Origin of the sequence: Iodidimonas sp. SYSU 1G8, from assembly GCF_039655775.1 — a bacterium.
Classification (GTDB): Bacteria; Pseudomonadota; Alphaproteobacteria; order SMXS01; family SMXS01; genus RI-34.
In genome coordinates this window covers 1,382,353-1,397,423 of record NZ_JBBYXJ010000002.1, presented here as the reverse complement: position 1 = coordinate 1,397,423, position 15,071 = coordinate 1,382,353, and the positions used below count along the sequence as shown (strand labels likewise).

The 15,071-nt window shown below is 63.6% G+C and carries 15 protein-coding genes; 11 read left to right on the top strand and 4 right to left on the bottom strand.

The genetic code is table 11. The annotated features are described in order from the left end of the window. The first annotated feature begins 199 nt into the window (after window positions 1-199). The 4 genes from WJU17_RS17845 (at window position 200) to WJU17_RS17830 (ending at window position 2,857) form a co-directional block, all read left to right on the top strand. Window positions 200-886 (top strand): acyl-homoserine-lactone synthase, encoded by a 687-nt coding sequence (locus tag WJU17_RS17845; protein ID WP_346328741.1) that lies wholly within the window; start codon window positions 200-202, stop codon window positions 884-886. A 53-nt stretch (window positions 887-939) separates the two neighbouring features. Next, window positions 940-1,539: an autoinducer binding domain-containing protein gene (locus WJU17_RS17840; protein WP_346328740.1), complete on the top strand. Its 600-nt coding sequence runs from the start codon at window positions 940-942 to the stop codon at window positions 1,537-1,539. A gap of 135 nt (window positions 1,540-1,674) precedes the next feature. Further along, complete coding sequence (locus WJU17_RS17835; protein WP_346328739.1) at window positions 1,675-2,088, top strand: hypothetical protein; 414 nt, start codon at window positions 1,675-1,677, stop codon at window positions 2,086-2,088. Window positions 2,089-2,185: 97 nt separating this feature from the next. Further along, window positions 2,186-2,857, top strand: a complete 672-nt coding sequence (locus WJU17_RS17830; protein WP_346328738.1) for a dienelactone hydrolase family protein — start codon at window positions 2,186-2,188, stop codon at window positions 2,855-2,857. A 183-nt stretch (window positions 2,858-3,040) separates the two neighbouring features. Here WJU17_RS17830 and WJU17_RS17825 read toward each other — a convergent pair whose 3' ends face one another. Beyond that, window positions 3,041-3,418: a VOC family protein gene (locus WJU17_RS17825; protein WP_346328737.1), complete on the bottom strand. Its 378-nt coding sequence runs from the start codon at window positions 3,416-3,418 to the stop codon at window positions 3,041-3,043. A 21-nt stretch (window positions 3,419-3,439) separates the two neighbouring features. Then, a complete protein-coding gene (locus WJU17_RS17820) occupies window positions 3,440-4,060 on the bottom strand; it encodes a DUF4126 domain-containing protein (protein ID WP_346328736.1) in 621 nt (206 codons plus the stop codon). A gap of 239 nt (window positions 4,061-4,299) precedes the next feature. On the opposite strand from WJU17_RS17820, the gene WJU17_RS17815 reads away from it, so the two are divergent. The 3 genes from WJU17_RS17815 to WJU17_RS17805 all read left to right on the top strand — a co-directional run bounded on the left by WJU17_RS17815 (window position 4,300) and on the right by WJU17_RS17805 (window position 8,033). Beyond that, a complete protein-coding gene (locus tag WJU17_RS17815; RefSeq protein ID WP_346328735.1) occupies window positions 4,300-5,190 on the top strand; it encodes a DUF481 domain-containing protein in 891 nt (296 codons plus the stop codon). 223 nt (window positions 5,191-5,413) lie between these two features. Further along, window positions 5,414-7,444, top strand: coding sequence for a TonB-dependent siderophore receptor (locus tag WJU17_RS17810; RefSeq protein WP_346328734.1), 2,031 nt, complete (start codon window positions 5,414-5,416; stop codon window positions 7,442-7,444). Between the two features lie 115 nt (window positions 7,445-7,559). Continuing rightward, window positions 7,560-8,033 (top strand): hypothetical protein, encoded by a 474-nt coding sequence (locus tag WJU17_RS17805; protein WP_346328733.1) that lies wholly within the window; start codon window positions 7,560-7,562, stop codon window positions 8,031-8,033. Between the two features lie 58 nt (window positions 8,034-8,091). Here WJU17_RS17805 and WJU17_RS17800 read toward each other — a convergent pair whose 3' ends face one another. Then, window positions 8,092-8,619 carry an SH3 domain-containing protein gene (locus WJU17_RS17800; RefSeq protein WP_346328732.1) on the bottom strand — a complete coding sequence of 176 codons (528 nt, stop codon included), beginning with the start codon at window positions 8,617-8,619 and terminating at the stop codon, window positions 8,092-8,094. A gap of 368 nt (window positions 8,620-8,987) precedes the next feature. Here WJU17_RS17800 and WJU17_RS17795 point away from each other — a divergent pair, with 368 nt between their 5' ends. After that, window positions 8,988-9,323 carry a DUF1236 domain-containing protein gene (locus WJU17_RS17795; RefSeq protein ID WP_346328731.1) on the top strand — a complete coding sequence of 112 codons (336 nt, stop codon included), beginning with the start codon at window positions 8,988-8,990 and terminating at the stop codon, window positions 9,321-9,323. Between the two features lie 130 nt (window positions 9,324-9,453). Next, window positions 9,454-10,725, top strand: a complete 1,272-nt coding sequence (locus tag WJU17_RS17790) for a saccharopine dehydrogenase NADP-binding domain-containing protein (protein ID WP_346328730.1) — start codon at window positions 9,454-9,456, stop codon at window positions 10,723-10,725. Between the two features lie 6 nt (window positions 10,726-10,731). Here WJU17_RS17790 and WJU17_RS17785 read toward each other — a convergent pair whose 3' ends face one another. Next, entirely contained in the window at window positions 10,732-12,765 is a 2,034-nt protein-coding gene (locus tag WJU17_RS17785) for a TonB-dependent receptor (protein WP_346328729.1), read from the bottom strand. Between the two features lie 179 nt (window positions 12,766-12,944). Here WJU17_RS17785 and WJU17_RS17780 point away from each other — a divergent pair, with 179 nt between their 5' ends. Next, window positions 12,945-13,814 (top strand): neutral zinc metallopeptidase, encoded by an 870-nt coding sequence (locus WJU17_RS17780; protein ID WP_346328728.1) that lies wholly within the window; start codon window positions 12,945-12,947, stop codon window positions 13,812-13,814. An 86-nt stretch (window positions 13,815-13,900) separates the two neighbouring features. After that, window positions 13,901-15,001, top strand: a complete 1,101-nt coding sequence (locus WJU17_RS17775) for an AI-2E family transporter (RefSeq protein ID WP_346328727.1) — start codon at window positions 13,901-13,903, stop codon at window positions 14,999-15,001. The last annotated feature ends 70 nt before the right edge of the window (window positions 15,002-15,071 follow it).

Genomic DNA, 15,071 nt, shown 5'->3' with positions numbered 1-15,071 from the left:
ACAAGCCACGCCAATCCTCGCGCGGTTTGCAGCGGGCGCATTGCCGCGATGACCGAACATACAGGGAACGATCTCGGGCCAGACGCCCGGATGGCTCCCTGCGATGAGCGCGTGGCCGCCGCGGCGCCTGCCCCTCCCCTCACCGGCGCCGCCGGTCACGCCCGCATCGCCTCTTTCGCATCACGCTGGAGGCCATGCCATGTTCGATGTCCATGTTGTCCGTTCCCCCGCCAACCACGCCTATGCCGCCACCATCGACGAGATGTTCCGCCAGCGCCACGAGGTGTTCGTGCGCATCCTGGGATGGGACCTGCCCGAGGCCGACCACGAAAGACAGCGCGAGGCCGACGGGTTCGACGGGCCGGAAACCGTCTATCTGCTGGTCATGCGCGGCCGCGATCTGCTCGGCGCCTCGCGCATGGTGCCGACGACCGGCCCCCATCTGATGCGCGACGTGTTTCCGGCTCTGTGCGCCGGAGGCGCGCCCGCCGGCGCGGATATCTGGGAATGGTCGCGGGGTCACGTGAAGCCGGACGAGCCGCATCAGGTGCGCTCCCAGGTTCTCGACCACATCTTCCTGTCCGGCTACGAGTTCGCGCTGACGGCGGGGATCGGCTCGCTGACGGCGCAGATCAACGCGGCGGAATTTCCCCGCTGGCTGAAGCGCGGACTGGTGGTCGAAATGCTCGGGCCGCCGATGCGGCTCGATGACGGCAGCGAGATCGCGGCCCTGCGTCACAAGGTGACGCCGGCGACCTTGGCGCGGGTGCGCGAACAGACCGGCATCTCCCGCGCGGTCCTGACCGGCCCCGACCGGCCGTCGCCCATGGTGACCCCTAAACCACGCATGGCGGCAATTTCAAAAGCTGCCGGGACTGATTGTTGAAAGCATCCCAAACCACCCGTATTCTTTGACCGGAAGGATGAGGAGGGGGCGCCGTGCGGCAGGTTGTCGAGCTGTCGATAGACACGCTCATGAGGGCGGAAACGTACTGGGATATCCACTATGTCATCACCAATGCGGGGATCTCGCTGGGTTATGACTATTTCGGTTATCAGTACTGGCCGGGCGCCGAGGAATATGGTGACCGCAACTTCGCCGGCGTGGTGCAGTGCAATTATCCGGAAGCATGGATGGCGCGCTATGTGGACCAGGGCTTCTACGACATCGATCCAGTGCGGCTTTACGGGCTGACCCACGAGGGCGTGATCGAATGGCGCCAGCTCAAACTGTGTGATCGAACGCAGCAGCAGTTCATGCGCGAAGCAGCCGATCACACGCTGGAGCATGGCGTGGTGGGCAGCTTCCACGATTCCGAGGGCGGCCGGCTGCAGGTTGCCTTTGCCGGTCCGGCCCATCAGGGCGAACCGGCCCTGGCGCTCGAGGTGCTGCCGATCCTGGGGCCGATGATGACTGTGTCGTTCCGCAAGGCCTCGGAACTGGAAAGCCGTATCCGCTGGCTCACCGAACGCCAACGTGACGCGTTCTTCGCCCTGCGCCGCAAGGCCCGGCGTGAGCGTTTCGCCGACTTCCTTTAGGAACCTCGCGGCGGCGTGTATGCTGACACCGTCATAGGTTTGTGCTTCGGGGGCTACATGCGGCACGCACGATCCATCGCTGTCTCGGTTCTTTTGCTTGGACTACCCGGCGCGGCATTTGCCGCCAGTGGACCTTTGGACCCGGACATCGGGTCGGGCGGTGTTGTTGCCCTGCTTTGCAAGGGCGTCTATCTGGACAAGACACAGCCCGACGCCCCGCAGGAACGGCAAACCCAGTTCGGCGTGAAGCTCAGCTACACCGACCGGTACATGGAACTGAACGCGAGCGAATGGCCTGCGTTGCCACCATCGTCCGCCAACCCGCTGATCATCCGCTCCGTCCAGTTCAACCATGACGACGCGACCGTCCGCGCCATGTTCCCCACCGACCGCAACAAGGTGCGGGGCACGCTGCTGTCCATGGGCCTGTCGAAGATCGCCGACGACTATGAAGGCGTGATCGCCATCGACCGAACGACCGGCAGCTTCACCTATCCCGGCACCACCGGCCAGTGCGAGAAGGCGAAGCCGGTCGAGAACAAGTTCTGACCTGCGCGCACCAGCGGTTCCCCCGCGCCGCCAAATCCGTATGATCGGGCCAGCCGCCGGTCACGGCGCGGCATCGTCATGGACAGGGGAGCAACACATGGGCGACCAGATCAGCATCACATCATCGGACGGCTTCGTTTTCGGCGCGTATCAGGCCGCGCCCTCGGGCAAGGCGAAAGGCGCCGTCGTCGTGATCCAGGAAATCTTCGGCGTCAACACGCACATCCGCGAAGTGGTCGATGGCTATGCCGCCAAGGGCTTCTTCGCCATCGCGCCGCAGATCTTCGACCGGGTCTCGCCCGGCATCGAGCTGGGTTACGAGGCGGCCGACATGCAGAAGGGCATCGAGATCGCCTTCCAGAAGCTGGACCGCGCCGACGCGCTGCGCGACATCCAGGCGACCATCGACGCCGCCACGGCGCACGGCAAGGTCGGCGTCGTCGGCTACTGCTTCGGTGGCCTGCTCACCTGGCTGTCGGCCTGCGAGTTGACCGGCGTCACAGCCGCCTCGTCCTACTATGGCGGTGGCGTGCCCGGCGAACGCAACCGGACACCCAAATGCCCGGTCATCATGCACTTCGGCGACAAGGACGCGCACATCCCGCTGTCTGACGTGGAGAAGCTGAAAGCCGAGCACCCTGACGTGACCGTCTATATCTACGAGGCCGATCACGGCTTCAATTGCGACCATCGGGCAAGCCACGATGCGGCGGCCGCGGCGCTCGCCTACGAGCGCACGCTCGATTTCTTCGGCAAACATCTCGATTAGGCGCGAACAAAACGCGCGATGATGCGTTCAGGGTGGATCAAGGAGGATCGAGCAATGAACAGCATCATTTATCTCGTGGGTCTCGTTGTCGTCGTCGGCGCCATCATCGCCTTCGTGTTCTGACAGCCACCCGCCCGAAACAACCCCGCCGGCCGCTCCGGCGGGGTTTTTCATGTCGTACGGTCAGCCGCCATACGGGCGCGTGATCACCTCGAGAAAGTGGCCGTCCGGTCCCTCGAAATAGAGGCCCCTCCCCCCGTCGTTGCGGTTGATCTCGCCGGGTCGGCGGCGCATGGGATCGGCCCAGTGACCGAGACCGCGCTCCCTGATCCGGTCATAGATGGCATCGAACTCGTCCTCGCCGATCAGGAAGGCATAGTGCTGCACCGCGACCGGCCCACTCTTTTCCGCGAAGTCCAGCGACACGCCATTCGCCAGTTCCACCACAAGAAAATCAGCGAACGGCACCGCCGGCGGCAGCCCCAGAATGTCGGTGACGAAAGCCGCGCCCTCCGTCTTGTCACGGCACCAGACGATGGTGTGATTAAGCTGTACGGTCATAGTGCCTGCTCCTCCTGATTCTCAGGAAATGTCCCGCCGCGACGCGGAGGCAACCGGGCGGACACGACGTACAAGACCCGCGAGCAGCCGCCGCAGCATCAGCAGCAACAGCACCGCCGCCACGCCTAGCAGGATGGCGATCACGACCGCCGCTACAGGATTGGCCAAGGCCAGCACCAGCAGGCTGCCGGTCAAGACGTCCTCGGCGGTGGAGACCGCCACGTTGCTGAAGGGCTCGGGACTGGTGTTGACCAGCGCCCGCGTGCCCGACTTGGCGCCATGGCTCACGAGTGCCGCGCCGCCGCCCAGCAGCAGCGCGATGACCTGCCACGCGGGGTCGGCGGGATCGACCACGGCAAGCGCCAGCAGGGCGCCGCCGACCGGCCGGACGATGGTATGCAGCGCATCCCACACGGAATCCACCCACAGCACCTTGTCCGCCAGGAATTCCGCGCACAGGCCGACACCGGCGACGCCGATGACCCACGGATTGGCCAACACGGCAAGGCCGTGCAGATGCTCGGGTAGCTCGATCCAGCCCATGGCCATGGCCAGCCCTACCGCGAAGACGCACAAATAGAGCCGCCAGCCCGCGAGAAGGCTGAGGGTCGCCGCCAGTCCGATCAGTTCCACCGCGCTCATGCCCTCACGCTGCCACGGTCGCCCGGGCCGCGCAACGGCCGGCAGAGCGCATATCCACCATCCAGGCAAAGGGGTTGCCTTGGCTGGCGGGGACGCCTATCGAAGGCGCCAGAAAATGCCAAGCCATTCGCACGCTTGCGGTTTTGACACAATTCGGCCCTCGCGTCGCCTGCGTGGGCGAGGCTGATGCGCCGTCGCCATCGGTCGTCAGGCCGATGAACCCCCGAAGGGAGATCCCCATGAAAGCCCGGTACATTCTTGTTCTTTCCGCCCTCATCGCGTCCCCTGCGGCGGCGGAACCAATGACGCCCTCGGTGAAAGCCATGATCGAAAAGGCGGCCCAGAGCGGCGACCAGGCCAAGATCGACGCGGTCGTCGGCGTCGCCAAGTCGCTGCATCCGGAAAGCGCCGGCGAGATCGACAGCACGGTCGCCGCGGTCAAGTCCGACCGGGAAGCTCAGCGCCAGGAGAAACTGGCGAAGGGCGGCTTCTTCGACAATTGGACGGGATCCGGCGAAGTGGGCGGTTCCTTCGCCACCGGCAATTCGACCACCAAGACCGTGGCCGTCGGCGTCGCCCTGAAGAAGGACGGCATTCGTTGGCGCCAGGCGCTGCAGGCGAAGGCCGACTTCCAGCGGAGCGACGGACAGACCGATCAGGAGCGCTTCGCGGCGAGCTATCAGATCGACCGCAAGCTGAACAAGCATCTCTATGTCTTCGCCAATGTGGGTTGGGAACGGGACCAGGGCGCGGGCCTGAACTCGCGCTTCACCGAGACGCTCGGCCTCGGCTACCGCGTCGTCGACAAGCCAAGCTTCACCTGGGATCTGGAAGGCGGCCCTGCGCTGCGGCAGGCGCGGTTCATCGACCGTGACGAGAACGGCCTGGCCTTCCGCGCCGCCTCCAAGCTCGGCTGGACGATCACCCCGGGTATCGTTGTCACCCAGGTGACAAACGGCTTCTTCGAGAGCGGCACCACCAGCGCCACGGCGGAAACGGCGATCACCGGACAACTGGTGGGCGCGCTGTCGGCACGGCTCTCGTTCAACGTCCTCTACGAAAGCGATCCGCCCATCGGTCTCAAGCACATTGACACGGTGACACGCGCGACCCTGGTCTACGGCTTCTAGATTACCGGCCCGCCGGGCGGCTTTTTCCATAAAAGTCGCCCGGCACACGATTTGCCGCCTTTATCAACACGGGCGGCGCGGAGATGCATCAGCCCCAAAACTATATATTGAAAATGATAATGACTATCATTATTGAAGGACGCGGTTCGCGTCATGCGAAATACTTCCAACGTTCGAGGGTACGATGAAACTTGTCAGGCTTGCCGCCCTTGGGTGCGCCGCCATGTCCTTAACGCCACTTCTGGCCCACGCGGCCGATGGGAGCAAAGAGGCCAGGGAAGAAATCCTGGTCACCGCCGACCAGATCAAACACACCGCGTCCAAGATCGACACGCCGCCGCTGGAGACGCCGCAACCCGTCACCATCGTGACCGACGACACGTTCATCGCCCAGGGCGCGGTGTCGGTCGCCGACACCCTGCGCTATGTGGCCGGTGTGAAGGCCAACTCCTACGGGCCTGACAGCCGCGTGGACGGCAGTTTCATCCGGGGTGTCTCACCGCTGCAGTTCCGCGACGGCATGCGCGACCTGTTCAGCTACTACGCCACCATCCGCTCGGACCCGTACAATTTCTCGCAGATCGAAGTGGTGCGCGGTCCGGCATCTGTGTTGTTCGGCGCCAGCTCCATCGGCGGCCTGATCAACATGGTGTCCAAGACGCCGTCCTTCGAGCCGGCCGGCGAGGTGTCCATCCGCTATGGGTCGTTCGATAGCAAGGAAGTCCTCGCCGACGTGACCGGCAAGCTGACCGACGGCTTGGCCGGACGGTTCGTCGCGCGCTTCCGCGACGCCGACACCCAGACCGACTACGTTCCCGACGACCGCGTCTTCTTCTCGGGCTCGCTGCTGTGGCAGCCGACGGAGAACACCGACATCACGCTGATCGGCATGTATCAGGAAGACGATGGCGGCTCGACATCGCAGTTCCTGCCGCTGGTCGGCACGCTCTATCCCAACCCCAATGGCAAGCTGGCGAACAGCCTGTTCATCGGCAAGCCCGGCTGGGATCGCTATGACGGCCGGCTGTTGCAGGGCACGGTCCTGGTGCAGCACCGCGTCAGCGACAACGTCAAGCTCAACGCCAAGGCCCGCTACATCGACAGCGACGTCACCTATTTCACCCACTATCCAGACAGCTATTCCAACCCGGCCAACCCGTATCTCGATCCGGCCCAGCGTCTGATCGGCCTTTACGCCGACGGCAGCTACGCCCGGATGAACGTGTTCTCCAGCGACAACAATGTGCAGGTCGACTTCAACACCAGCGACGTGATCCGGCATTCGGTGATCGCGGGCGTCGACTACAGCTGGAACCGGGTCCGCAAGGAAGGCGGCTTCGCCTACGAGATCATCGACATCTACAATATCGACTACGACGCCCTATCCGACTTCGGCGGTGGCCTGCCGCCCCTGTCACCCTCTATGGAGGACGTCGCCCAGAAGCAGCTCGGCTTCTACATTCAGGACCAGATCCGCTTCCATGACCGCGTCTCCCTGGTCCTCGGCGCCCGCCGCGACCATACCCGCGCGCTCAGCGCCGGTGGGACGCCGGAAAAAGCCAACGCAACGTCGCTGCGGGCCGGCGTCATCGCCGAAATCCTGCCCGGCCTCTCGCCCTTCTTCAGCTACACGGAATCCTTCGAGCCCATCTCCGGCACGGCCAGCGACGGCAATCCGTTCAAGCCGAAGCGCGGCCGGCAGCTTGAGGCGGGCATCAAGATCCATCCGGACGAATACACGATGGTGACGGCGACCACCTACCGGATCAAGGAATCCAACCGTCCGGTCGACGATCCCAGCACGCCTGATCCGTTCGATCAGATGCAGGCCGGATCGTTGACCTCGAAGGGCTTTGAAATCGAGGCCAGCCGCGCCCTGCCCGGCAATTTCGACATCATCGCCAACTACAGCTACAACAAGGCGCAGATCGACGGCACGAACACCCAGCTCGACAACGTGCCGAAGCATCTCGCCTCGCTCTGGGGCACCAAGACCATCGAGCTCGGCAACGACCTGAGCCTGCGGATCGGCGGCGGCGTGCGCTATGCCGGCGCCAACTGGTCAGGCACAGTGCGCACCCCGTCCTACACGCTGGTCGACGCGCTTGCCGAACTGACCTGGAATCACTGGGTGTTCAGCGTCAACGCCAACAACCTGCTCAACAAGAAACACTACTCGGCCTGCCTGTCGCGTGGCGACTGCTTCATGGGCGAAGAACGCCGGATCTTCGGCACGGTGACCTACAGGTTCTAAGCCTCGCGCCCCGGCGTTCACGCAGTCCAGCTCCCGCGACGAGGATGGATTGCCCCTGAACGACCGGGGTGTATCATCTCGCGGCTGAAAGCAGCATGACAGTCGTGGGGGCACTATGCGGCGCGCAAACATCATTCTTTTGTGTTCATTTCTGTCCGTTTCCAGCACGGCACCGACGGCGCTCGCCGAGGCGGCGGACACGATCTTTCTATTGTGCAAGGGTGTTTATACGGACCAGGGCGCAGGCGACGGCGCGGCGCCCATCGAGCGCCCGACCCAATTCAGCCTGCGCATGAGCTACGCTGCCTCTTACATGGAACTGAAGGCAAGCGAATGGCCAGCCCTGCCGCCCTCTCTCGAGGACCCGACCATCATCCGATCGATCGAGTTCACCCATGATGACGACGTGGTGCGCGCCATGTTTCCGACCGATCGCGACGAATTGCGCGGCAAACTCATCACCATGGGATTGTCGAAGATCGCGGGTGGCTACAAGGGCGTGATCGTCCTGGAGCGCAAGACCGGACGCTTCACCTATCCGAATACCAGCGGCGCGTGCGAAAAGGTGGAGAACACCGGCGCGTTCTGACCGCCTGACGCGAGAAAGCCCCGGCGAACCAGGGCTTTCCACGACTTATCCAGAGATATTAGCGGTCCCGACGATCGTCCCAGTCGCGGCGGTCCTCATGACGATCTCCGCGACGGTCATCGTAGCGGCCGTCTCCCCGGCCATCGCGATGGTGGTCAGGTCCCCGGCGCGGGCCGCGATCATGGTCGCGCCAGTGACGCTCCCAGCGCGTCCGTTCGCCGTAGAACGGCCTGCCCCGGTAGTGATTGTCCCAATAGGTGCCGAAATTGAACGAAAATACCGGCACGCGCCAAGGCGAACCGTAGGACAGGCGGCGTCCGCGATATTCCGCCTGAATATCTTCGCCGCGCACCCAGCCGCGGTCACGCCGCGTGGTGACATCGCACCAGCGCCAGTCAGGCAGGCAGCCATTGATTTCGATACGCGACCCGGCCCGTGCCACGCCAACAGTAGGATAATCGAAGTCCGGACCCGCGCGCACCTCTAGCCTGGCGGTCGCGTAGCCCGGCGCCGCGCTGGCCGGCACCGCCGCCAGCAGGGATGTCCCGAACATGACAGCTGCGGCTGCCAAGGTTTTCTTAAGCATCTTACACTCCTCATGACGGGAATAGGGTGAAGCGCAAGCGTCGCTCTCAGTGATTCCCGCAAGATCAACGTGTGCACCGATCCGGGGTTCCGCATGTATCCATTAATGGATGAAAAATAACGGCGAAATCTTTCAACCAAAACAAGACGATATTCAGCACCTGTTCATAAAAACAGTACCTGCCCGACAAGAAGGGGATCGATATCCATCACGTACGAAAACAGTTAGGGCAAGGATTTCATGAAATATCGTCGCCGCCCCCATGGAACCGCGACGATCTGCTTGCGTTTAGGCTGCGGTTTCAATCGGCAATCCGCGCGGCCGATTGCAGGGTTCCCCTGACATGCGCCGCCATATGGGAGAGACACATGAAGAAGCTTCTGCTTTCCGTCGTTACCGCCTCCGCTCTGATCGCGGGCGTCGCGCCTGCCATGGCGCAGACCACGACCACCACCACCACGCGGACCTGGACCGCCGATGACGGTGCCGTGATCCGCGAGTATTCGACGACCAAGAACTACACGCCCATCAGCAATCCCGAACTTCGCCCCGAAGTCGGAGTGGTCTTGCCGGGTGAAGTGAAGGTCTATTCGCTGCCGGAAACGGTGAAGGTCGAGGATCCCGACCGCTACAGCTACACCATCATCAACGAAAAGCCGGTGGTGGTGGAGCGGGCGACCCGCCGCGTCGTTCACGTCTGGTAATGAATCGCTGAAGATCGCCAACGGGCCGGACTTGTTCCGGCCCGTTTTCTTTTGACGAACGCTTTCGCGGCCCCGAACGTCAGACAATGCTATAGTCGCACCCAATGCATATCACCGGAGACCTGCGGCCATGAGCGAGTTCGACGTGATCGTGCTGGGCGCGACCGGCTATACCGGTCAGCGCGTCTGCGAATATCTGGCACGCCGCGCCCTCGAAACGGGCCAGCGCTGGGCCGTGGCGGGCCGCCGGATGGACACCCTGTCCCCGCTTGTCGAGCGCTTCGGTGCCTTCGGCGCCATCGCCGCCGACTGTACCCAGACGACCGGCGCCGCCGATCTGGCGGCACGTGGCCGGATCATCGCCAATCTGGCGGGTCCCTATTACGGGCGCGCCGAACCCTTGGTCGGCGCCTGCGCGGCGGCGGGAACCCACTATCTCGACCTCACCGGCGAACTGATTTTCGTCCGCGGGATCATCGACCGTTTCGACGCTATCGCCCGCGCCAGCGGCGCCAGGATCGCGCCGGTCGCGGGCTACGAAGCCCTGCCCTTCGACCTCATGGCGCTCGCGCTTCTCGAAGACTACATGGCCCGCTATGGCGACAGTCCCGCGCGCATCGACCTGCTGGCTGGTGCGGTGACGCCGCCCCCGGGCGTCACCGGGCTTGGCGAGATGATCTCCGGCGGGACAGCGGAAACCATGCGGGTCATGCTCGAGAACGACTTTTCCGGACTTTCGCTGGACCCCACGGCACTGAATCCGGCGGACGATCTGGACCGCGACGCCATCAGGCGCGCCATGCCCTATGACATGACCCCGCGCGACGACGATCTGGAGCCCTGGTCGACGCCCATCTTCCCTGGGCCGTTCCTGCATCCGGCTGTTGTCAACCGTACGTTTGCGTTGCTGCGGCGCGAGCAGGTCCCGGTATCGACCGGCATCCTCTACCGGGAGCGCATGAGTTCCAGCGCCGTCACCACCGGCGCCATGCGCGCACCGGCCGCCTATGCCATGGCCGCGACGGCGTCCGCCATGGGCTGGCTCGCCAACACACCGCTGCGGATGCCGCGCAGCCTGATGAAAAACATGGTCGACCGCTTCGCACCAAGCCCCGGCGCCGGGCCAAGCCTCGAGCATCTCGACCTGTGGCACTGGACCCTGCGCGGACGCGCCAGCGGAGCGCAAGGCGCGGTGGAGATCACCCTCGATGCCGATGGTCACCCCGGCTACCGGACGACCGCGAACATGATCGGCGAAGCTGCTCTCATCCTGGCGGACCCGGATTCAGCCAAGCCCGACCGCGCCGGTGTCCTGACGCCCGCCCTTGCTCTGGGCACGGCGGTATTGGACCGTTTCAGCGCGGCCGGCATGCGCTTTTCACGGCCGGCCGTGACGGCCTGACGCCGTCTACCACCGGACGCGGACAGACGCCCTGACGGTAAAGGGCTCCACCGGATGAAAGTGGATGTCCTCGACCCCCGCCGCCTCGCCGGGCAACCGTGATTCGTAGAAATAGCTGATGTCGTTATCCTTGCTGTTCAGCAGGTTGAGTAACTCAAGCCCGATCTGGAACCGCCCGAAATCGTACCCGAGCCCCAGATTGACCAATGTGGTGGTACGGCTGCGGACGGAATTGTCCTCGATCAACGGGGCATCCCCCAGATGACGAACCCGCAGGCTCGCGCTGAACCCTTCGGGCAAGGTGATGACGGCGCCGCCTCCGAACACGAAGCCCACGGAGTTGGGGATGCGGTTGTCGGAGATGGCCCGGAACCGGGCCTGTGTCAGCGCACCGGACAGATCGAAGACCAGCCAGTCCGCGGCCTGCCAGAATACCGATGTCTCGATACCGTACCGCCTTGTACCATCATTGGGCTCGGTCGCCCCGGCATCTCCCACAAACACCAGTTCCGATTCCAGGTCGAGCCAGAAGGCCGCCGCGGTCAGGGTGACCGTCTTGTCCACCTCGAAACGCACCCCCAGTTCCGCGCCTTCGCTTCGGACCAGGGCGGGCACAGGCTCGGCCGGATCGCCGGTTTTCGGATCGATGGAGATGGTCGCGCCGCGCACGTCGTTGGAATGGAACCCTCGGCCATAGCTGGCGTAAAGCTCGAGACCGTCGAGCACCTCATAGGCCAGGGTCGCCTTGGGGCTGACCATGGCGTCGTCGCCCGTACCCGAATTGGCGGGCAGCGCGGACCGGACATCCCAGGAGAGCCAGTCCACGCGGCCCCCCAGGATCGATCGGAAACGGTCGGTCCAGTGCAGCTCCATCTCGCCGTGCAGGCTGGCAATCACCTCGTGAACCCGATCGTCCCGGACCGCCGACAGCCTGCCGCGCCCGGCGGTGTGGAAGAGGCCCACGCCCAGAATGTCGTCGTAGCGGACATCGAGACCGGCGCGCACCGTCGCGGCGAGACCGCCGAGGCTGACATCGTCTTCATAGGACAGTCGCCCGCCGAAAATCGCCCGCTCGTCGGCCTGCTCGAATTCGTCGCCATTGACGGGATCGTCGAGAAAATAGGTGAAGTTGGAGTACAGCGAAAAATCGTAATAAATCCCGTAGATCTGTGCCGCGATCTTGCCGAAATCCAGCGCGCCACTGAGGCTCAGCCGGGTTGTTTCCCCGCCCAGATCCGGATCGATGAAGCCCTTACGCGGAATCAGTCCCTGTTCGACGGCCCGCAACGGAATCTGGTCCGTGGATTGCCAGGAGGCGCGGTACGCCGTGGCGATGAGCCGGGCGTCCGTGTCACCGATCTTGCCGGTATATTTGACCAGCAGATTGGCCTTTTCCAGATCCTCATCCAGCAGCCACGGACCGTTCGAGAAATGCAGCTCGCCAGCCCAGAGCAAGTCGCCTTCACCAACGTCCGTGGAATCGGCCGCGACGAGACGATAATAGCCATGGCTGCCGATACTCGCCTGCGCGAAACCCTTGTCCAGCCGGTCATAGGTCTTGAAGGACGCCGATCCACCGCTCGAGAAGTCTCCCCTATCGCTATGATAGGGCCCTTTCTCGTAGGCGACATACTCCACCAGTTCGGGAATGATGAAATTCAGGTCGAGATAGCCCTGCCCATGACCATGGGTCGGCATGTTGACCGGCATGCCCTGGAAGGAGACCGCGAAATCGGTCCCGTGGTCGAGATTGAAGCCTCGCAGGAAATACTGGTTCGCCTTGCCGGTGCCGCTGTGCTGGGTGGCGATCATTCCGGGAATGACCTCGACCAGTTCACCCGCCCGCAAAATCGGGCGTTTCGAGAGGTCGGAATAGCCCACCAGCCCTTCGGACGCGCTCGATACCTTGCCGACGAGGCTGAGCGCCCGCCCCCAGACGACGACCTCCTCGATGTTGTCCTCGCTGTCCGAGATATGCGCCATGGCCGGCGTGTAACAGAAAAATAAGGCAGTGATGGCCAGCGCCCGGCGTGTTCGCAACAGGTCCCCCTTCATGAAAATTGAGCGGCGTCGATCAAGCGATGACCGGCCTCCATTCTCCCGGGCCGGCTCGGCATCTCAATACGTCTTTCGCGCAGATGCCTTGCGCGGGATAGGCGCCTGCTTGTGGCACATTGTCCCGTCTTCTACCGTTATCGGTGAAAATCGGGAGAGAGCCCATGCGTTGGCGCGGTCGTTCGGGTAGCAGCAATATCGAGGATCGCCGCGGCCAGGGGGGCGGCGGCTCGCGGTTCCCGCTGGGCGGCGGCGGGGGCAAACTGGGGCTGCTCGGCACGGTCATCGTTGTCCTGGTCGGGCTCTATTTTGGCGTCGACCCGACCGTTCTCCTTCAGGGCGGATCGCCTCCGGACCAGGGACAGACCGTCGACACCCAGTCGCCGGAAGCCCGTGAGTCCGCGCAGTTCGTCTCCGTCGTCCTGGCCGACACCGAGCAGACCTGGCACGGCCTGTTCGAGCAGTCGGGCGGCCGTTACGAAGAACCCACCCTCGTTCTGTTCAGCGGCGCCACCCGCTCCGCCTGCGGCGTTGGACAGTCCGCCACCGGGCCATTCTATTGTCCCGGCGACCGCAAGGTATATCTGGACACCACTTTCTTCGATGAACTCGACCGACGCTTCGGCGCCCCGGGTGACTTCGCCCAGGCCTATGTGATCGCCCACGAGGTCGGCCATCACGTGCAGACACTCATGGGTATCTCGCAGCAGGTCGACCGCCTGCGGGGCCGGGTTGCCCAGGCAGAGTACAACGCCATGTCCGTCCGACTCGAATTGCAGGCCGATTGTTTCGCCGGCGTGTGGGCTCATCACGCCCACAACAGCCGTGCCTTGCTGGAGGACGGCGACGTCGAGGAAGCTCTGGCCGCCGCGAGCGCTATCGGCGACGACAGGCTGCAACGCCAGTCGCAAGGCCACGTGACACCGGATGCCTTTACCCACGGGACGTCGGCTCAGCGTGTCCACTGGTTTCGCCAAGGCATGGATCAGGGCAGCATGGCCGCCTGCGATACTTTCAGCGCCGCCGCGCTGTAGCCGGGAACCACCAGCATCCGCCGCCGTTCACCTTCCGGGACCATCACGTCGGGACGGCCCCCACCGGCAACTATCAGGCGGCGCGCATGCCCTTTTACTCGTCGTCTTCCCGCCTCCAGCGCTGGCAAGCCATCTCCATCATCGGCATGTTCATCATCGCCGTTCTCGCCTGCCTTTATCTCGCGGCGGGTATTTTCATTCCGGTGGCGGGCGCGATCCTGATCAGTTTCATGGTCTCGCCCTTGATCAGGCCGCTGATAAGGCGCGGCATTCCGGCACCCATCCTCGCGGCGCTGGTTATTATCCTTCTCCTGGGGATCGTCGGCACCGCCGTGGTGGCTTTCAGCAAGCCAACAATGGACTGGGTTGATCGTCTTCCCAAGGTGACCCGGCAGCTCGAAGAAAAATTCCGGCCCATGTGGGAGTCCGTCGAGTCTGTCCAAAAGGCGTCGGCCGACGTGATGAATTTCACCAATGGGAGCAGCAACAGCCGCAAGCCGCCGACCGTCATCACCACCACGCCGGGCGTGATGGAGCGACTGATGAACAGCGCCCAGGAGATCGGCCTTCAGGTCCTGATGATGTTGGTCCTGCTGTATTTCCTGCTGGCGGCCGGCGACATGTTCAAGGAAAAGACTGTTCGCCTCATGCCCACGTTTCACGACAAGCGGGCCGTGGTCAGCATTTTGATGACCATCGAGAAAGAGGTATCCGGATATCTGCTGACCATTCTGCTCATCAATATCGCGCTGGGCGGGGTGATCGGCTTCGGCCTCTATTTCATGGGGCTCGAGAACGCCTTGTTCTGGGGCATGCTGGCCGCGTTGCTTAACTTCATCCCCTATATTGGCTACATCATCGGAGCCTTGCTGGTTACAGTCGCTGCATTGCTGCAGTTTCCGGCCGTGGGCGACGCACTGATCGCGCCCGCCATCTACACGGTCGCGAATTTCGTTGAATCAAGCCTCGTCACGCCCAGCCTTCTCGGACGTCGGTTCACCATCAACCCTGTTGTCATGTTCCTGTCCATTGCCATCTGGTCCTGGCTTTGGGGCATTCCTGGCGCCCTCATGGCGGTTCCGCTGACCGTCGTTCTCAACGTCATCAGCAGCCACGTCCCCTCCATGGCGGCGTTGAATGAATATCTGAGCGGCAAGCCGCGTAGCCAGTCCTCCGTGATAAGCTGATTGCCGATCAAGAGCTCTTGGCCGGTTCACGGCAGATCCCCATATCGGTTGTGATGAGATCGACATCTAA